Below are 19,211 nucleotides of genomic sequence, written 5' to 3'. Positions count from 1 at the left end.
AATCAATTTTTCAAACTAAATTCTTAGTTTATATTTGTGACATAACCTCACAAATATTATGAAATTGATGATACGCCTTATCACTGTTGTAATTGCATTAACTGCTTTTACCTCCGCGCATGCACAGAAACAAAAACTATTAATAAAAGGCCGGGTAACCGACACTGCCGGCAAAGCCATTGATTATGCTACTGTAGCCTTGTTTAACGCTGCCGACTCAACCATAGCCGGGAATACTGTTACAGGTAATGATGGCACTTTTGAATTGAGCAATTCGCTTAAGGTAGGTCGTTATAAGATTATTATCGCGCAAATGGGCTTAACAAGCCTGATTAAATATGTAACGCTAAGCAAGGAAGCGCCTGTTGCCGACCTTGGTACCATGAAAATGGAGACCAATGTAAAAGAACTAAAAGAAGTTAACGTAACCGCTGAAGCGGCGCCAATCTCAATAAAGAAAGATACTGTTGAATATAACGCAGGTTCGTTTAAAACTCAGCCAAATGATAACGTTGAGGGCTTGCTGAAGAAACTACCCGGTGTTGATGTTGATGCCGACGGTAAGATAAAAGCTGGTGGCAAGGACGTTAAAAAAATATTGGTTGATGGCCGGGAGTTTTTTGGCGGCGACCCGAAAGCGGTTACGAAAAATCTGCCTGCTGACGCGATAAAAAAAGTACAGCTCATTGACGACAAAACTGAAAAGACCAAAAACACCGGTATTGATGATGGTCAGCGAGATAAGGTGATAAACGTCACGCTGAAAGACGATAAAAAGAAAGGCTGGTTCGGCAACATCACCACAACCGGCGGTACTGACGAGCGTTACCTCGGCCAGTTTAACCTTAACCGTTTCGACAATAAAAAACAGATAGCGCTGATATCATTAACCAATAACGTAAACGAAGTTGGCTTTACCTATGAAGACCTAAACGCTTTTACCGGTGGCAACGTGTGGGATGCCTTCTCGAGCGGTGGCGGTGGTAACTTTATATCGATAAACAGCAGTGGCCGTGCTAATATAAATGGTACTTTCAGCGGGGTTGATAATGGATTGATCAATAACCATAATGTGGGCCTCAACTACTCAGACATTCTGGGCAAAAAAGAACAGTTTAAATTCAATGTCAGTGCGTTGGGTTTGATATCATCAAACAAACTTATACAAAATACCAATATCGAGGATTCGCCAAATGACCTGTTCACATCCCAGTTTTCACGTGGTAACAACAGTAACAATACCTACCGGTTTAACTTTAATTTCGATTATAAGCCCGATACGCTTACAAACATTAGGTTTAAGCCTAACTTTTCACTTAATTACCGCAAAAATGAATCAACGTCTGGCTCAGGCACGTCACGATTATCTACCGATACCGCGGTAAATACCATTGATCAGTTTTTAACCGGGAACACTTTTTCGCCTTCGTATGGCGGCTCATTAGGTATCAACCGAAAATTTACCGGTGGAAACGGCTCAATAAACTGGTTTACCAACGGCAATTACTCCTCAACCGATTACGACTATACTAACATTTACAAGGCAGTGTATTTTAGCGGACTGGGAAACAATCAGAACCAACAGGCTTCACAAGGCGCCAATGCTACATTTATCAACAGTACATTGTCATATATACGGCCACTAAGTAAAGCTAAAAAGATAGATTTAACGCTTAGTCAAGGCATGGATTACCGTAAGCAATTGTCTGACCAGGTTACCTATGATTACAATGGCGTTACCGGAAAATATGAGCTGATAAATTCTTTATTATCAGGTGATATTGATAACCGCAATTGGCGTTACACTACAACCGCCGGCATAGCGAAAAACAGCGAGCGCTTTAACATAAACATCAACATGGCCGTTGCAGCTCTTGGTCTTTCAGGAGATTTTACAAGCAATGGCCAGTATAACTCTGTTAAACGTGATGCTTTCGCGCTGGTGCCAAACGCCAGCTTTTCATACCGTAAAAAGAACGGACATAATATTTATTTTAACGTAGGCACTGATGTTAATCTGCCATCAGCAACAGATCTGCAGCCGGTTTTCAATAATACCAATCCATTATACATCAGGCAGGGAAACCCTGACCTGGTTATGTCGCGGTCGTTAAATACTTCACTTAGTTACAACTTCTTCGATATGAAGAACAATACCTACATCAGTTTTTATGGCAGCTTTAACCCTACATGGAATGGCTTTTCAACTGAAAGCAGCGTAGATACAAACGGTATCACCACATCAAGACCTATAAATACCGACGGTAACTTCAGTTCATGGTTTGGTGCCAATTACGGCAAGCCTACAAAAATAAAAGGCCTGCGCTACAGCCTTAATCTTAACGGCGGCGTTAACCGGAACGTAAATATCATCAACGGAAACCAAAATGCCGTGCTGCGCTTCTCTCCTTCTTTAGGTGTAGGTGGAAGCTTTGACCGTGATAACTTTAACATCGATTTGCGTACATATTCATCATACAACAAAGCAACCAACTCATACCAGCACACTGCCGACCAACGCTACTTTAGCTTTTACAACACATTAAAGGCAGGCGTTAAGCCGGGTAAAAACTGGCGTATTTACAGCGATGTTACCCAAAGGCTTTACCGTAGCCAGGAAACGTCTGCTAATACTTCATTTTATATATGGAACGCCGGTATTGAGCGGTATTTACTTCCAAAACAAAACCTGACGCTATCAGTAAACGCATTCGATCTGCTTAATCAAAACGCCGGTGTACAATGGCAGCAAACACCAACCGGACAGCTTATCAATACCGAGAGCAATACAATAAGACGTTATTTTTATGTCAGGCTTATCTACAAGATCACTCGTGTTGGCGAGCAAAAAAACACGCCGGGATTAATAATTATGCGCTAAATCACCAACCATCTTATTTGGATTCAATATAAATAAGTTATATTTGTGCTTCAATAAAGTACGAATGGATCTGTCGCAACTTGAAGTTGGCCAAACGGGCGTAGTAAAAGAATTTACCGATCTGGAAATGTCGGTAAAGCTGATGGAAATGGGTTGTTTACCCGGCGAAACCATCCGTGTTGTACGCGTTGCCCCGCTTGGCGATCCTATAGCCGTTAACGTTTCGGGGTACCAGCTTAGCCTGCGCAAGCTCGAAGCGTCGACCATTATTTTACATAGCACACAAAATTGAAGGCTGATATAAGAGTAGCGCTTACCGGAAATCCTAATACGGGTAAATCAAGCTTGTTTAATATTTTAACAGGCCTGAACCAGAAAATAGGAAATTTCCCGGGCGTTACGGTGGATAAGAAGATAGGTTACAGCACTCTGCCCGACGGCCGCCGTGCCGAGATTATTGACTTACCTGGCACTTATAGCCTGTACCCAAAAAGCAAGGACGAATCGATAGTATTTTCGGTACTGGCCGATAAAGCAAATACGGCGACGCCTGATCTGGTGGTTGTAGTTTTAGATGCTACTAACTTAAAGAGGAACCTGCTGCTTTACACACAAATAGCTGATCTTAAAATCCCGGTTATAGTTGCGCTTAACATGATGGATCTTGCCCGCAAGGCTGGTATTCAAATCAATGTTGATGAGTTTGCAAAAAAACTCGGCGTACCGGTGATACCTATCGCTGCACGAAAGGGCGAAGGTATTGAGCAACTGAAACAAGCCATTGCCTACGCCAATAAAGTGGCGCTGCAGCAGGATACTATCGACGTTACCGCCTTCGCACCTGCGCTGATAGCGCAGATAAGCGAGGAAATTGAAGTTGAGCACCCCTACTATGCTTTACAGCTTGCCCATCAGCACGAGCATTTAAGTTTTTTAACCCCGGCCCAAAGCGACCGTATTGAAAGCCTTGAGCAGGAGCATTCTTTCCACTCACAAAAAGCACAGGCAGCCGAAACCATAGCGCGTTATAACTTCATAAACGACCTGTTGTACGATACGGTTAAAACGCCTGAAACGGCTCATCATGAAACCTTCAGCAATAAAATAGATCATATACTCACCCATCGCGTTTGGGGATTTGTGATTTTCCTGGGCATATTGCTGTTTATATTTCAGTCGATATTCGCCTGGTCGTCATACCCTATGGACCTGATAGAAGCCCTGTTTGTTTGGGCTGAAGAGGGTTTACGCAGCATAATGCCTGCAGGCATACTAACCAGCCTGCTTGTTGACGGTGTACTTGCGGGGCTAAGCGGCGTACTGGTATTTATTCCGCAGATAGCTATACTGTTTGTATTTATTTCGATACTGGAAGATACCGGCTACATGGCGCGTGTTACCTTTATGATGGATAAGCTGATGCGTAAGGTTGGCCTAAGCGGAAAATCGGTAGTGCCGCTAATAGGTGGTTTTGCCTGCGCGGTACCATCAATAATGGGTACACGTACCATTGAGAACTGGAAAGACCGGATGATCACCATAATGGTAACGCCGCTGGTTACCTGTTCGGCAAGATTACCGGTGTATACCCTGCTTATAGCACTTGTTGTGCCTAACCGCAATGTTTGGTGGATATTTAATTTGCAAGGACTTGTGCTTACGGGCATGTACTTGTTCAGTCTTATTTCAGCCATTATTGTAGCCTTTGTTTTCAAATTCATTTTAAAAGCCCGTGAACGTGGCTATTTCATTATGGAACTGCCTGTTTACCGTGCTCCACGCTGGAAAAATGTACTGTTTTCAATGTACGACCGTTCAAAAACTTTCGTGTTGGAAGCAGGAAAAGTAATCATAGCGGTATCAATTATTTTATGGGTGCTGGCATCATATGGCCCGGGAAACAGGTTTGAACAGATCGACCAGAAGTATAGCTCACCTGAGTATACCAAATCGCTTGCGCCCGATGCCTTCAGCAGGATGGTAGCCTCAGAAAAGTTGGAAAACTCATATGCCGGTATGCTTGGTCATGCCATTGAGCCGGTGATAAGGCCTTTGGGGTTCGACTGGAAGATCGGCATAGCACTAATTACCTCGTTTGCCGCGCGCGAAGTGTTTGTAGGCACCATGGCAACCATTTACAGCGTTGAAGGCGATACGGATAATGTGCAATCGCTTAAAGAAAAGATGGACAGTGCCCGTAACCCGCAAACGGGGCAGCCGGTATTTACCGTCGCGGTAGCATTTTCGCTGATGGTGTTCTATGCCTTCGCCATGCAATGCGCCAGCACCGTAGCCGTTGTGTACCGCGAAACCAAAAACTGGAAATGGCCTGTGATACAACTTGCTTACATGACTACTCTTGCCTACGTTGCCAGCTTTATTACTTATACCCTGTTAAAGTAACCTTGTTTTTGTATATTTGGGTAAGAGGTAAGATTGGATAAAGTACAAATTCTGGCGCGTTACATGCCCCCCGAAGCCGCCCCGCTTATTGGCAGGTGGATAGATTACTTTAAATGCGAGTTCAAAATTTCGCGCAGCCGCGACAGCAAGTTTGGCGATTATCGCCCTCCATTCGGTGGAAAGGGCCATCGTATATCGGTTAACTTTAATCTCAACCCCTACGCTTTCCTGGTAACCACGGTGCATGAGTTTGCGCACCTGCATACCTGGAATGAGCATAAGGATAAAGCAAAACCGCACGGCGTTGAGTGGAAAAACAACTTCAAACGCATGATGCAGCCTTTTTTTGATAAGGATGTTTTTCCTGCTGATATTAAAAACGCCATAACAAAATACCTGAATAATCCGGCAGCATCCAGCTGTTCTGACTTGAACTTGTACCGCTCTCTTCGCCGTTATGATCCGCCTAAGGAAGATGTTTTTTCGGTAGAGAAAGTACCTTTTAAAGCATTATTTAAGCTTAAGGACGGTCGTGTTTTCCGCAAGGAAGAAAAGTTGCGCAAACGCTATAAATGTGTAGAGATAGCCACAAGGCGCATTTATTTGTTTAGTCCGGTAGCTGAGGTAGAGTTGGTGGGGGAATGAAATAGTTCTTTATAAAAAGGATGTGACTGGTGCTTATTATTTAACCAAAGCAAAGTACCGTTGTTAAAAATACCAACTCTTGAACGTTGGTTACCTGAATTATCAAAAAGGTAAGCTTTATCAAATAAACTTATATACTTCAACAAGTTGGCTTGACTCTTATCAAATCTGCGTATAATATCATCTTTAACAACGTCATGTCCTAATCTTAAACGCCTTTCTTCTACCCGAATTAAGTTGTCGATAACAGAATTTAAAGCAACATAGTAAAGAATAACGTTATATCCTTTTGCTTTGGCATCCTGAATATCCCGAATTTCGGTATTCCCTGAAAATGTAGTTTCAAAAGCAAAAGTGCATTCTTTATTAATTGCTTCTTTTCTTCTTTGCAATGCAAGTTTTGAAGCCTTTATTTGAAATAAATAACTACCTAATTCTTGCTTCGCTATTTCATCAGGGTTGATTAATGCACCCTTAATTTTGCCCTTGTTAATAAGATATGTTGAAAGAGTTGTTTTGCCTGAACCGTTTGGCCCCGCAATTACTATCAAATCAGGCATTATTGTTCGTTTAACAATTTTAGTTGCTCTTCAAGCAAACGCAAGTCATCAGTCAGTTCTTTTCTGATAAGAAACTTGGCACCATTAGGGTATTCTTTAATAAACAGATTACCGTTCATTGTTTCAGGATAAGCTTCATCTCTGTAATAGATGGGCACACCGGCTTTTAACATTTCCTCAGCACCATAGCCTGCACCTTCGTCAATAATACGCTGCGTTGGGTCTTCTTCGTAAATTTCTTCCAGTGTTATCATCATCACTAAGTTACAAAGTTAATTCCAAACAAAAAATCCCGGCCAATGACCGAGATCTTTATTATGCTAAAATCTGAGACCAGATTACTTTGCCAATTCTTCTGCCATGGCTGCACCAATTTCAGCAGGTGACTCAACCACACGGATACCGCATTCAGCCATAATTTTCATCTTAGCTGCAGCTGTATCATCAGCGCCGCCAACAATAGCACCCGCATGACCCATACGGCGTCCCGGAGGCGCAGTTTGGCCGGCTATAAAGCCAACCACTGGTTTTGTGCCATGTTCTTTAATCCAGCGGGCAGCTTCAGCTTCCATGCCACCGCCAATTTCGCCTATCATAATGATGCCTTCAGTTTCAGGATCGTTCATCAACAGTTCAACCGCTTGTTTGGTTGTTGTACCGATGATAGGGTCGCCGCCGATACCGATAGCTGTTGTAATACCTAAACCTGCTTTTACTACCTGGTCTACCGCTTCATAAGTTAAGGTACCTGATTTTGAAACCACACCTACATTACCTTTTTTGAAGATAAAGCCCGGCATGATACCGATTTTAGCCTCGTCAGCAGTAATAACACCAGGGCAGTTAGGGCCAATTAGTGTTGAATCTTTATCGCTAAGGTATTCTTTCACCGTGATCATATCCTTGGTTGGGATACCTTCAGTGATACAAACAATAACTTTTATGCCTGCTTCCGCAGCTTCCATAATAGCGTCCGCAGCAAAAGCGGGCGGTACAAAAATAATAGAAACATCAGCGCCGGTTTGGTCAACTGCATCTTTTACAGTATTGAAAACAGGCCTTTCAAGGTGCTGCTGCCCGCCTTTACCCGGCGTAACACCACCAACAACCTGCGTACCGTATTCAATCATTTGCGAGGCATGGTAAGTACCCTCGTTACCGGTAAACCCCTGAACTATTACTTTTGAATCTTTATTTACAAGAACACTCATTGGCTATATTTTTAAAGTACGCAAAGCTAAAATTATTTTGTTAAAACAAGCTACGTGGTCACCTAAAACGTTGTTTTTTACAGGATATGGCATTGCGTTTACAGTTCCGGATCGATTATGCCGGCGCCGGCTTCTTCATAAAGCTTTTTATACAGCGGCGTATCTTCGGTTGTAAGCATTACCTCAAGCGTTGGAAAAATAAATGCCTCAAGTAAATGTCCGCCGTGTACTATTCCATCCTGTGTTGCCAGGTTGATATGTGCGTGTACTGCAGGCTTATTGTTATAAACGGCGATATCGCCTACCAGTGAAGTAATTTCTGCCGGTTCGGTTATCGGGATAACCTTAAACATCTTTTTGCCCTTATCATACCATCCTACCCTGGCTGTCATAGCATCGCCGATAGCAGTGAAGCGCGCATTCTTTACATTGTTCTTTTGAGCAAACTCTGTTAAGCCTGATAAAATCTCATCGCCTTTAGCGAAAACGAGTGCGTAGGTTTTTGATGTACCGTTTTGTCCTATCAATTTGACTTTCACACCAGGCGACCTGCCTGTTTCAATCGGTTTTATAGGCGCTACATACTCCTGCGCAAATACCGCCGAGCCTAAAAGCAGCAATGTTATTACGGTGAAAATAATCTGATAAGCGATCTTTTTCATAGGTTGATGTTTGTTAAAATAACCGCTTAATTCTGAAAAAGTTTATAACACCAGGTACACATTAAATGTAACAAAAAATCCCTGCCGGTATGCGGCAGGGATTATATTTCATGAATAATTATATTACTGATACTGGATATAAATAGGCACCGGTTTGTACTTCATCAATTCGGCAGGTGTGAGCATGCGGTTAGGCGCTTTCTTTAAGTCGTTTTTATAGAACAGCTTGAAACCTGTAAACTGTACTGGTTCGCCATAAATGAAATGTCGGTAAGTTCCCAGTTTCAGGTCGGGTTCGCCCCATCCGTCCATATCCATAACCACCTGTACTTCGGGGCGTGTTTTTATGTTTTGATAGTTGGTCACCATTTTACGGGTAAAACGGTGTACTATTAATATTTTGGTTGGTAAATTATGTTTTTTAACCAAATCGGCCATGTAACCGCTTACATAGTTGATATCAGCAGCATCATAAGTACCAATTTTTTTCCCCGGTTTGGTGCCGTCTTTCATTGAGAACTCAGGATCCATACCGATGTGTACGTTAGGCATAGCGATATATTTTTCAAGCAGCGGCAATTCGTCCTTTATAGTACTTAGTGCCACCTGGATATCAAGAAACACTATCGCGTCGATCTTTTTAGCCAGATACAATACGGTATCAATTTGTTTAAATGGCATTCGGTAACGGTACTTGCCATCTTTGCCACCATCGCCCTGGGCCACTACACATATATAATGCAAGGCGGGCTGTACAGGCGTTTTAGGATCGGCTTTCTCCCAGTTTTTAACCTCGGCTTTTAGCTTGGCCAGCATCTGATCAGGTGGCAATTCACCCAGTATACCCATTCTTTTTGAGAACAGGTTACCATAAAATGCCACCACACGCTTAAATGGCAAAATAGCCCCGGGGCCGGGATATACGGTATTCTTTACAGGCCATTTTCCGGTTGTATCACCGTTAGCCAAACGCTTCATCAGCGAATCGTATTGGGCGGTATCAATTGGCTTATAGGCCGACTCTTTAACGGCGGTATCACCTTCAGCAGCTTCAGTACCTGAAGCGGTTTTAGCGCCCGGTTTGCCGGCTTTTCCGGTTTGCGTGCAGTTAGTAAATAAAACAAGTGATAAAAGAGATGGAATTAGTAAGGATAGAAATTTTGTTGTTCTCATGCAGAAACGGGCAGTTGTAATTAGTTTGTTACCGTTGTAAATATAATGGAATGAACCGTGTGTTAATCTTTTATTTTATAAAACTTTCCAAACACACCTAAAGGAAGTTTAGTACCTGCAGTAGCCTGCAAATAAAGCTCGCCGGTTTCAAGGTTTTGTACTTTAGGGAATGAGCTCCTTATAAGATTTTCAACAATTACTGATGAGAATCCAAGAGAATAAGTGTTTAAAATCAGAAAATGCTCTTCAGGATCGAGTAGTTGCACAACATCACGCATCATCTCGTTTATGTGATCTTCCAGTTTCCACTTTTCACCGTTAGGGCCGTGGCCGTAAGCCGGCGGGTCGAGGATGATACCGTTGTACTTTTTGCCGCGCTTTAGCTCACGTTTAACAAATTTCAGCGCGTCCTCAACTACCCAGCGTATATCTTTAAGCCCAGATATCTCCTGATTTTCATTCGCCCAGGTTACCACCTGCTTTATCGAATCCACGTGCGTGGTTTCGGCGCCGGCAGCATTAGCAATAAGTGATGCGCCGCCGGTATAGGCAAACAGGTTAAGTACTTTCGGGTTAGGCGTTTTAAATTTCCGCACAGTGCTGCTGATGTAATCCCAGTTAACGGCCTGCTCGGGAAAAATGCCCACATGCTTAAATGAAGTAAGCCCAAGGCGGAATTTTATCGCAGCCTCGTTGTTCCTGTATTCAACGTGCCACCTGTCGGGTGTTTTAGGATTTTTTTTCAGCCATTCGCCTGATGTTGCCGAGCGGCCCTTGAATTTGATATGATATTGTTTTTGCCACTCGCTTTCGGGTAAGGTCTTGCTCCACACAGCCTGCGGCTCGGGGCGAATCAATATAACATTCCCAAAACGTTCCAGCTTCTCAAAGTCGCCGCAATCAATCAGCTCGTAATCTTTCCAGTGCGTGGGGGTGAGTAGTTGGATCATTTTTTATTAGTGATTAGAGATCAGAAACCAGTGCTTAGTTAACAATTTGCAAACTTAACAATTCAGATTTAGTGATAACGGGTTTTCCGAAACTAATCTCAAATCTCTAATTAACTAATCTCTAAAACTTACAACCTATCTTTTGCCGCCTGCATAAACTTGCTGGCAAATACAAAGTCGTTAAGCTCTTTATTATCGGTATGTGCTATCTCGTGGTTTGATCCTTCCCACCATTTCTGCCCCTGATGCAAAAATACGATGTGCTCACCAATACCCATTACTGAGTTCATATCGTGGGTTACCACAACAGTGGTAATGTTGTATTCATCGGTCAGCTCGTTTATCAGTTCATCTATAAGGATGGATGTTTTTGGGTCGAGGCCCGAGTTTGGCTCATCAACAAACAAATACTTGGGCTGCATAGCAATAGCGCGGGCAATGCCAACACGTTTTTTCATACCGCCCGAGAGTTCTGCAGGGAACAATTTGTTTTTACCTTTCAGGTTTACCCGCTCAAGGCAGAAGTTTGCACGATCAAGTTTTTCCGCTTTTGTTTGATTGGTAAACAGGTTCATCGGGAACATGATATTTTCCTCAACCGTCATACTGTCAAACAGGGCTGAGTTTTGAAAAAGCATACCTATTTCTGTACGAATAGGCACACGCTCTTCAAAGTTCATTTCAGTGAAGTTTTCACCATTGAAAAATACCTGCCCTTTGGTTGGTTCGTGCAGGCCTACTATACATTTCAACAAGGTAGTTTTACCGGAGCCTGAGCCACCTATGATCAGATTGTTTTTCCCGGCTTCAAATTTTACGCTGATGCCTTTAAGCACCTCGTTATCACCGAATGTTTTATATATGTCCTTTACTTCGATCATAGCATCAAACGGGTTATAACAAGGTCGGCAAATAATATCATAACACAGCTATATACTACACCGGACGTTGATGACTGGCCTACTTCCAATGCGCCTCCCGAGGTATAAAAGCCCTGATACGCACAGATAGAAGTGATCAAAAACCCAAAAGTTATCGCCTTAACCATAGCCACCCTTACCGTAAGCGGGATAAAACCCTCACGTAAACCTATTACGTAGTCGGCCGGAGAGATGTCGCCCGAAACAACGCAGGCTATGTAACCGCCGGAAATACCCAGTACAATTGATAATACTACCAATATAGGTACCATTGTCATCCCGGCAATAATTTTTGGCGCAATGAGGTAGCCGGGAGCATTAACGCCCATAATTTCAAGGGCGTCAATTTGTTCGGTTACGCGCATGGTACCTATTTGCGAGGCAATGCTTGAGCCAATACGTCCTGCAAGCACAAGCGCTGATATGGTTGGGCTAAATTCAAGAATGGTTGAATCGCGGGCAATTGTACCTGCCACTGATTGAGGAACCAACGGCCCGCTTAACTGAAACGCAACCTGGATAGTAGTAGCTGCGCCGATAAACACTGATATAATGGCAATAATAGCCAGCGAGCCGATACCTATTGATACCATTTCGCGCATTACCTCGCTCCAGTAAACACTGAACTTTTCAGGCTTTTTAAAACTTAATCGAAGTAAGAGTATATATTTCCCTAAGCTGTAAAACATTAGCAAACGTGTAAAACCGGTTAAAAATACATTTTTTACCTTTTAATAGTGTTAAACAGGCCAAACCAATGATTTTGTTACCGAATGCAAATCAATAATAAACAAAACGCATAAATTGTTTGTGAGCAAAGTGTGCATATCTGTTCAAATGCCATTCATTCCTGCTCAAAACATTTGCCCGCATATTAATTCAACCCAAAAACATTTAAAAAAAACCGCCTGTATTTTACCTAAGTATTTGATTGTCAAACAAGACAGTTTAAAAAATTTCTATACTAAATATAGCCTTGTGCTATTTATCGCATTTTTGACATACCATAATAAACCCGTGCTGCTGTATTGTAGCATACACCACTTTTTAAATCGTATTCAAAAAAAAGTTTATATAAAACCAAACTATGCGTAAACCTCAACTATTAATTTTTTTAGGACTATTACTTTGTGCTATGGCCGGAAAGGCGCAAACCATAACGTCGCCAAATAAGAACATCGTTTTAAAGTTCGCGCTTAATGACAAGGGCACCCCTACATATGAGCTTACTTACAAAAACAAGCCCGTTATTAAAACCAGCAAATTAGGCCTCGAAACTAAAGATGTGCCTTCGTTTATAGAAGGTTTTACTATAAGTGATACCAGGCAATCGACTTTCGATGAAACCTGGAGCCCGGTAATGGGTGAGCAAAAAAATATCCGCAACCACTATAACGAACTGCTGGTTACGCTTACACAAAAAGCGGTTGATAACCGTATGCTGAACATCCGTTTCAGAGTGTTTGACGATGGTTTGGGTTTCCGTTATGAGTTTCCATCACAAAAAAACCTGAACTACTTTATTATTAAAGAAGAACATACGCAGTTTGCCATGGCCGGCGATCATAAGGCTTTCTGGCTGCCGGGCGATTTCGATACGCAGGAATATAACACGACAACGTCAAACCTGTCAGAAATTCGCGGTAAAATGAAAGCGGCCGTTACGCCAAATGTTTCGCAAACCACCTTCTCGCCAACAGGTGTACAAACACCGCTGATGATGAAAAGCAAAGACGGCTTGTACATTAACCTGCACGAGGCGGCGCTTGTTGATTATTCATGTATGTCGCTTAACCTTGACGACAAGAATATGGTGTTCGAATCATTTTTAACACCAGACGCTATTGGTGATAAAGGCTATATGCAGGCGCCTACGCAGTCGCCATGGCGTACCGTTATTGTAAGCGATAAAGCGGGCGATATTTTAACTTCAAAACTGGTTTATAACCTTAACGAGCCTACCAAATACAAAGATGTATCGTGGATTAAACCGGTAAAATACATTGGCGTATGGTGGGAAATGATCACGGGCAAAAGTACATGGGCCTATACCGATGCTGAGAATATTCAGTTGGGTGTAACCGACTATTCAAAACTGAAACCAAACGGCAAACACGGCGCTACTACCGAGCATGTGAAAGAATATATTGACTTTGCTGCCAAAAACGGCTTCGACGCGGTATTAGTTGAAGGTTGGAACGTGGGCTGGGAAGACTGGTTTGGTAAAACCAAAGACTACGTATTTGATTTTGTAACCCCATATCCTGATTTTGATGTAAAAGAGCTTCACCGCTATGCGGAATCAAAAGGCGTGAAGATTATTATGCACCACGAAACATCAGGCTCGGTACGTAACTATGAGCGTCACTTAGATACTGCTTACAAGTTTATGGTTGAAAATGGCTACAACGCCGTTAAAAGTGGCTATGTGGGTAACATGATACCACGCGGCGAGCATCACTATGGACAGTGGCTGGTAAATCATTATTTGTATGCCGTTACACAGGCTGCCAAATACAAAATTATGGTGAACGCGCACGAGGCTATCCGTCCTACTGGTTTAAATCGTACTTACCCTAACCTGATGGCTAATGAAGCCGCCCGTGGTATGGAGTATGAGTCGTTTGGTGGTAACAATCCCGACCATTTAACCATACTGCCGTTTACCCGCCAGATAGGTGGCCCGATGGATTATACCCCGGGTATATTCCAAACCAAAATCAGCGCATATAACCCGCAAAACACTTCGTTTGTACACACTACTCTTACCAAACAGCTTGCACTATACGTAACCATGTACAGTCCGCTGCAAATGGCTGCCGACCTGCCAGAAACTTATAACAAGTTTATGGACGCGTTCCAGTTTATAAAGGATGTAGCTGTGGATTGGGACGATACCTGGGTTATTGAAGCTGAGCCTGGCGATTACATCACTATGGCGCGCAAAGCAAAAGGCAAAAACGAATGGTACGTAGGCGCCATTACTGATGAGAATCCGCGTACGGCTACTATTAAGTTTGACTATCTGCCGAAAGGCAAAAACTATATTGCTACCATTTATGCCGATGGCAAAGATGCCAGCTATGATAAAAACCCGCAAAGCTATACTATACGCACCATGAAGGTGAACAGCAAAACTGTATTGAAACAGTGGCTGGCATCAAGTGGTGGCGCGGCGATAAGTATAAAAGAAGATACTAAGAACTAAGTTTTAGGTTTGATAATTGGTTGCGGCCGTGGATAGGGGTATCCATGGCCGCTTTTTTATTAATAAGGATTTATTGTGGCATTCATTCCGGCCGGTAATACAAAAAGATTCTTATCCAATGGTACTTTTTTTATTTCAGTGGCGACAGACTCGAGGCTTAGCTGGGGGTTATCCAGTATAATTTTTAACGGTACGGCATTGGTACGATTTAAAAACTCATACCAGTTACCGTATTTATGCTTTTCAAATAATTTGCTGTCAAGCGGCAGCTTTGAACTGAAGTAGTATTTCTGAATGCCGCTTTTGCATGTTAATATCAGTTCATCGCATTTATAACCCAATACCTCAGTAACCCCTTTATTGAGCTGAACATTTTGAATTTCATCAGTATTAACATCAGCGTAATTAAACAGCGCATCATTTGAAGTAGCGATTTTTGTATAAAGCTTGTTGTCAGCTTTGTTATAGATCTGCCATTGCATAAAAGTTCCGTTTATTTCCGACTTATACTCGCCGCCCTTAGTATACCATTTTTGAGTATCGCCCATCATGGCGGTCATCATGCTGTCTGATAAGTTATCTGTTTTGCTTTTGTAACTGTTCTTATAAACGATATAACCTTCAAACGACTGCGCATAAGTAACTATACAGGCAATAATAAAGGCTAATGTGATGAGGGTACGTTTCATGCTGCTTTGAATTGAGTTCCTAAATATAAGCTGTTAATTTCTCATGATAAAACTATTTACCTCATCTTCTGTACCTGTAAACGGCCCCGAGATGCCCGACTTTAACCCTGCCATTGCCGATGCGAAAAGCCCGGCCTCGGTAACCGGAACGCCCTTTACACGCTTGTACAGATAACCCGCCATATAAGTATCTCCGCAACCGGTTGCATCTCTAAATACATCTGGCTTGAATACAGGGATGGTATGAAACTCTCCATCGGCATAAATAAGTGACCCCTCGCTACCAAGGGTAACCACCACTTCTTTCACGCCCATGCCTGCAAGCAGCACTGCACCAACTTGTATATCTTCCTGGCCGGTTAGTACAGCAAGTTCGTGTTCATTTACTTTTAGTGTGTGCACAAAAGGTAAAAGTTCGCGCTTATGCTGCCAGTCGGTAGCCAGTACCTGCGTATCCTCTACTCTTCTTAATAAACCCTGCACATCGAGCGATATCTTGCCTTGTGATGCAAGCGCCTCTATTAAGTCCGGCGCAAAGTCATCGGCCAGTAAAGGTCCTAAGTGAAACACTTTTGCATTAATACTTTTTAACTGTTCGGCATCAAAAGTATCTGCCTTTTGTAACACGCGTTGCGTGCGATTATTAGAATCCTCGGCATAACTGTTTTCAAAATAAACAGTACCGCTGCCGGGTAATGCCTGTACTTTGATGCCAATGCCTTGCAATTGCTCAACATATACCATCTCTGTTTGCGCTACAGAAGTTACCAGTCCGTAATTAACCGGCAGATGCTGCATAGCCTGCGAAAAATAAAACGCCGTACCGCCGGGCATATATACCGTCGACTGCGGGTTGATCACTTTATCCTGCGTAATGTGGCCGATACAGCAGATATCAAATACACTTTCGTTCATTTAATGTTAAGTAAACCTTAAAGGTAATTTCTTTTAACAATAACCGGCATAGTTATCATATTTGGGTTAATTTTAAACAGAACTATCCGATAATTATCAACACATCACATACATGAAAAATGCTCTTATAACCGGCGCCACCAAAGGCATGGGCCGTGCCATCACCATAGCTTTAGCAAAACAGGGAATAAACGTTGCCATTTGCTCCCGCAACGCCCATGAACTGGAAGCCTTTAAAGCCGAATTACATGAAATTGCTCCTCAAATTAAGGTAGTAACCGCTGTTGCCGACTGCAGTATCAAAGCCGAGCTAATAAATTTTGCCGAATTCACCGAGAAAAACATGGGTTTCGTCGGAATTATAGTGAATAATGTGGGTATGTACAGGCACCTTCCCATACTTGAAGATGATGAAAATTCATTCGAAAAACAGGTGAATACAAACCTGATGCCTGCCTATGAACTGTACCGTTTCTTCGGTAAAAAGATGGTTTCTGCCGGTGAAGGGCATATCTTCAATATATGCTCAGTAGCCTCGCTTCAGCCCATAGCTGTGGCAGGTGTGTATAGCGTAACAAAGTATGCGCTGTTAGGTCTTAATAAGGTAATGAAACTTGAAATGGAACCACACGGAGTAAAAGTAACAGCCATCATCCCCGGATCGACATATACCGATTCGTGGAAAGGGATGGAAGTTGACCCCAACCAGATGGTATTACCCGAAGACATTGCCGAGGCCATTACAATGATATTAAACATGAGTGTAGGCGCAAATGTCGATGAGATGATCATCAAACCGGCAGGCGGCCAATTGTAAAAAATTAAAACTGACAGAAAATGGAAAAGAAACTTTATCGCGACGAGCAACGCAAAAAAATAGGCGGTGTATGCGCAGGTGTAGCCGAGTACTTCGGCGTTGATGTATCAATTGTAAGGGTAATATTTTTAGCCGCCTTTATTTTTAAAGGGGCTGGTTTAGTGCTCTACGGCATATTATGGATAGTGCTTCCTAAAAAACCTTTTTACTTTAACAATCCTGAAGTAGATTACAGGGTACCGCCAATGGATCCGTTCAATCCATTTAAAAGTACCAGCGAGCCAAACTTTACCATGCCTAACTATGGCAAGCCTGCAGAACCATTCGGACAGGTTCCTGCTAAAAAACCTTCAAAAGCGGGTGTGATTGTGGGCACAATATTGATAATAGGCGGTTTCGCTTTCCTGCTTGAAAACTTTAACCTGATACCTGATATAGACTTTGATATAATGTGGCCGATGATACTGGTGGGCGCAGGTATAGCCTTCATCATGTCGGGCGCAAAACGTAAGCCATGGGATAAACAACAGTGGGATAATACAACAACCACCGCACCTGCAGACGAGCAGCCCATAGCCGAAGAGCCAAAATCAGAAGATAACAAAAACGATAACCCTACAACTATATAATCATCATGAGAAACGATAAATGGATAACAGGCTTAGTGCTTGTTTTAATTGGAGCAGCCTTTTTGCTGAACAACTTAGGGTATATAGATTTTCACTGGGGTAATGTATTTCGCTTATGGCCCGTGTTCCTGGTAATGGCAGGTGTAAGCATGGTGCTGGCTAACCAGCGCGAAGCATGGGCAACAGTAGTAAAGGCACTGGTAATTGTGGGTGGTTTCGCTATCATCCTGTTTGCTGATCTGGGCAACCGTAGTTTCTTCTGGATGCCACGTGATTTTCATTATCAGTATGATGATGATGACGACGATGATGACGAAGTTACCGACAGCAAAGGCGTGGTTAAAGTACAGGGCAACAGCGAATACAAACAAGTTTTTGCCCCGGGCACTAAGGTAGCATTGTTAAACATTTCGGGCGGCGGTACAGCATATGAGCTGAAAGACACTACCGCCAACCTGTTTGCCGCGTCAACTAAAGAATTTACAGGCCGTTATGACCTTACTAATAAACAAACCGACTCGTTAAGCGTGATCGACTTTAAAATGCGAGACCGCCATGGCAAGTTCCGTTTCAACTGGGATGATAACGACAAGAACAAAAGCAATACAGCCGAATTAAAGCTTAGCACTATCCCGGTGTGGGACATAAATATGAACACCGGCGCGTCAAGCGTCGAGTTTGACCTTACCAAATTCAAGCTGAAATCATTCAAACTGAATGGCGGCGCTGCATCAATTGATTTGAAAGTTGGCCAGCCATTAGCCGAAACACGCATAGAAGTATCAACAGGCGCGTCGGAAGTAAACATTAACGTTCCGCAAAATGCAGCCTGCAGTATTACCACACAATCGGGCCTTTCATCAGTAGATGTAAACGGCTTTACAAAAGTTGGCGACAACCATTATGAAACACCCGGTTTCGCAGCAGCAAAAAATAAGATCTACATTAAAATGAGCGGTGGTATATCCGACTTCAATGTAAATAAATATTAGTTTTTAGTTTATAATAGTTTTGGTCAGTTGAATGCCGGTTTCGTTTACGAGCCGGCATTTTTTTATCTGAAGTAGCGTTTGGTATGAAGAACTCGATAAACAACAATCCGATTACCATTCTCACGATAATGTATTCCATATGGAAAGCGATAAAGAGGCGCTATGCGAATGCCCCTATATCTAACCTGAAATAATTGTGGTTCCTGCTCTATAAAATCAGTTGTATAAAAGAACTCTTCAAAGAAATCATCAGTAATAGCACGTGATATCTTATTGTAATAGTCTTGAATATCCTCTAAATCCCTTTCAGCCTCAACTGTAAATATTAGCTGATAAGTCATTTTTTCCGGAAACGTTCTTTTATAACATCCGCAGATACGTATTGGGCTTCATCATTAACTTCCTGCTCCAGCATTCTATCCATCATTGACTTATAGTCTTCGGTAAGTTCCAGGCTGGCATGGTGTAAGTGCAGCATGTTTTCGTATTCACTTATCGGAACTATCACTGCGGTACGTTCGCCTTTATCGTTAGTGATGAATTGAGTAGCCATATT

At 42.6% G+C, this 19,211-nt stretch carries 20 protein-coding genes; 8 read left to right on the top strand and 12 right to left on the bottom strand.

Annotated features, from left to right (window positions below; all coding sequences use genetic code 11):
- Positions 1–58 precede the first annotated feature (58 nt).
- The 4 genes from EOD41_RS13640 (at position 59) to EOD41_RS13625 (ending at position 5,929) form a co-directional block, all read left to right on the top strand.
- Complete coding sequence (locus EOD41_RS13640) at positions 59–2,881, top strand: TonB-dependent receptor (RefSeq protein ID WP_127705832.1); 2,823 nt, start codon at positions 59–61, stop codon at positions 2,879–2,881.
- A 64-nt stretch (positions 2,882–2,945) separates the two neighbouring features.
- Positions 2,946–3,173 carry a FeoA family protein gene (locus EOD41_RS13635; protein ID WP_127705830.1) on the top strand — a complete coding sequence of 76 codons (228 nt, stop codon included), beginning with the start codon at positions 2,946–2,948 and terminating at the stop codon, positions 3,171–3,173.
- Positions 3,170–5,284 (top strand): ferrous iron transport protein B, encoded by a 2,115-nt coding sequence (gene feoB / locus EOD41_RS13630; protein WP_127705828.1) that lies wholly within the window; start codon positions 3,170–3,172, stop codon positions 5,282–5,284. The genes EOD41_RS13635 and feoB overlap by 4 nt, the downstream gene beginning before the upstream one ends.
- Positions 5,285–5,317: 33 nt before the next feature.
- Positions 5,318–5,929: a SprT family zinc-dependent metalloprotease gene (locus tag EOD41_RS13625; protein WP_205780563.1), complete on the top strand. Its 612-nt coding sequence runs from the start codon at positions 5,318–5,320 to the stop codon at positions 5,927–5,929.
- On the opposite strand, the gene EOD41_RS13620 is transcribed toward EOD41_RS13625, so the two are convergent.
- The 8 genes from EOD41_RS13620 to EOD41_RS13585 form a co-directional block, all read right to left on the bottom strand.
- Positions 5,884–6,489, bottom strand: coding sequence for a zeta toxin family protein (locus tag EOD41_RS13620; protein WP_127705826.1), 606 nt, complete (start codon positions 6,487–6,489; stop codon positions 5,884–5,886). The two genes, EOD41_RS13625 and EOD41_RS13620, sit on opposite strands and share 46 nt — an antisense overlap.
- Positions 6,489–6,746 (bottom strand): hypothetical protein, encoded by a 258-nt coding sequence (locus tag EOD41_RS13615; protein WP_127705824.1) that lies wholly within the window; start codon positions 6,744–6,746, stop codon positions 6,489–6,491. The genes EOD41_RS13620 and EOD41_RS13615 overlap by 1 nt, the downstream gene beginning before the upstream one ends.
- An 81-nt stretch (positions 6,747–6,827) precedes the next feature.
- A complete protein-coding gene (gene sucD / locus EOD41_RS13610) occupies positions 6,828–7,700 on the bottom strand; it encodes a succinate--CoA ligase subunit alpha (protein WP_127705822.1) in 873 nt (290 codons plus the stop codon).
- A gap of 98 nt (positions 7,701–7,798) precedes the next feature.
- Complete coding sequence (locus tag EOD41_RS13605; protein WP_127705820.1) at positions 7,799–8,362, bottom strand: PPC domain-containing DNA-binding protein; 564 nt, start codon at positions 8,360–8,362, stop codon at positions 7,799–7,801.
- Between the two features lie 123 nt (positions 8,363–8,485).
- Positions 8,486–9,535: a hypothetical protein gene (locus EOD41_RS13600; RefSeq protein ID WP_127705818.1), complete on the bottom strand. Its 1,050-nt coding sequence runs from the start codon at positions 9,533–9,535 to the stop codon at positions 8,486–8,488.
- Between the two features lie 62 nt (positions 9,536–9,597).
- On the bottom strand, positions 9,598–10,485 hold the full coding sequence (locus EOD41_RS13595; RefSeq protein ID WP_127705816.1) for a class I SAM-dependent methyltransferase: 888 nt from the start codon (positions 10,483–10,485) through the stop codon (positions 9,598–9,600).
- A 128-nt stretch (positions 10,486–10,613) separates the two neighbouring features.
- Positions 10,614–11,366: an ABC transporter ATP-binding protein gene (locus EOD41_RS13590; RefSeq protein WP_127705814.1), complete on the bottom strand. Its 753-nt coding sequence runs from the start codon at positions 11,364–11,366 to the stop codon at positions 10,614–10,616.
- Positions 11,363–12,094, bottom strand: a complete 732-nt coding sequence (locus EOD41_RS13585; protein ID WP_127705812.1) for an MlaE family ABC transporter permease — start codon at positions 12,092–12,094, stop codon at positions 11,363–11,365. The genes EOD41_RS13590 and EOD41_RS13585 overlap by 4 nt, the downstream gene beginning before the upstream one ends.
- 446 nt (positions 12,095–12,540) lie before the next feature.
- Between EOD41_RS13585 and EOD41_RS13580 the strand changes: the two genes are divergently transcribed.
- A complete protein-coding gene (locus EOD41_RS13580) occupies positions 12,541–14,613 on the top strand; it encodes a glycoside hydrolase family 97 protein (RefSeq protein ID WP_240663407.1) in 2,073 nt (690 codons plus the stop codon).
- Positions 14,614–14,672: 59 nt separating this feature from the next.
- Here EOD41_RS13580 and EOD41_RS13575 read toward each other — a convergent pair whose 3' ends face one another.
- Positions 14,673–15,302 (bottom strand): hypothetical protein, encoded by a 630-nt coding sequence (locus EOD41_RS13575; RefSeq protein ID WP_127705808.1) that lies wholly within the window; start codon positions 15,300–15,302, stop codon positions 14,673–14,675.
- A 33-nt stretch (positions 15,303–15,335) separates the two neighbouring features.
- Entirely contained in the window at positions 15,336–16,217 is an 882-nt protein-coding gene (locus EOD41_RS13570; RefSeq protein WP_127705806.1) for a PfkB family carbohydrate kinase, read from the bottom strand.
- Positions 16,218–16,329: 112 nt separating this feature from the next.
- On the opposite strand from EOD41_RS13570, the gene EOD41_RS13565 reads away from it, so the two are divergent.
- Genes EOD41_RS13565 through EOD41_RS13555 form a run of 3 tightly spaced genes read left to right on the top strand, consistent with a single transcriptional unit; the run spans position 16,330 to position 18,655 of the window.
- On the top strand, positions 16,330–17,034 hold the full coding sequence (locus EOD41_RS13565) for an SDR family oxidoreductase (RefSeq protein WP_127705804.1): 705 nt from the start codon (positions 16,330–16,332) through the stop codon (positions 17,032–17,034).
- A gap of 20 nt (positions 17,035–17,054) precedes the next feature.
- Positions 17,055–17,663, top strand: a complete 609-nt coding sequence (locus EOD41_RS13560) for a PspC domain-containing protein (RefSeq protein WP_127705802.1) — start codon at positions 17,055–17,057, stop codon at positions 17,661–17,663.
- Between the two features lie 5 nt (positions 17,664–17,668).
- Complete coding sequence (locus EOD41_RS13555; RefSeq protein WP_127705800.1) at positions 17,669–18,655, top strand: LiaI-LiaF-like domain-containing protein; 987 nt, start codon at positions 17,669–17,671, stop codon at positions 18,653–18,655.
- A gap of 62 nt (positions 18,656–18,717) precedes the next feature.
- Here EOD41_RS13555 and EOD41_RS13550 read toward each other — a convergent pair whose 3' ends face one another.
- Entirely contained in the window at positions 18,718–18,996 is a 279-nt protein-coding gene (locus tag EOD41_RS13550) for a type II toxin-antitoxin system RelE/ParE family toxin (protein ID WP_127705798.1), read from the bottom strand.
- Positions 18,993–19,208: a hypothetical protein gene (locus EOD41_RS13545; RefSeq protein ID WP_127705796.1), complete on the bottom strand. Its 216-nt coding sequence runs from the start codon at positions 19,206–19,208 to the stop codon at positions 18,993–18,995. Before EOD41_RS13545 ends, EOD41_RS13550 begins: the two co-directional genes overlap by 4 nt.
- Positions 19,209–19,211 lie beyond the last annotated feature (3 nt).

Origin of the sequence: Mucilaginibacter limnophilus, assembly GCF_004005815.1 — a bacterium.
Lineage (GTDB): Bacteria > Bacteroidota > Bacteroidia > Sphingobacteriales > Sphingobacteriaceae > Mucilaginibacter > Mucilaginibacter limnophilus.
The sequence above is the reverse complement of the archived record's forward strand: the minus strand, read 5'-3'. Positions and strand labels throughout refer to the sequence as shown.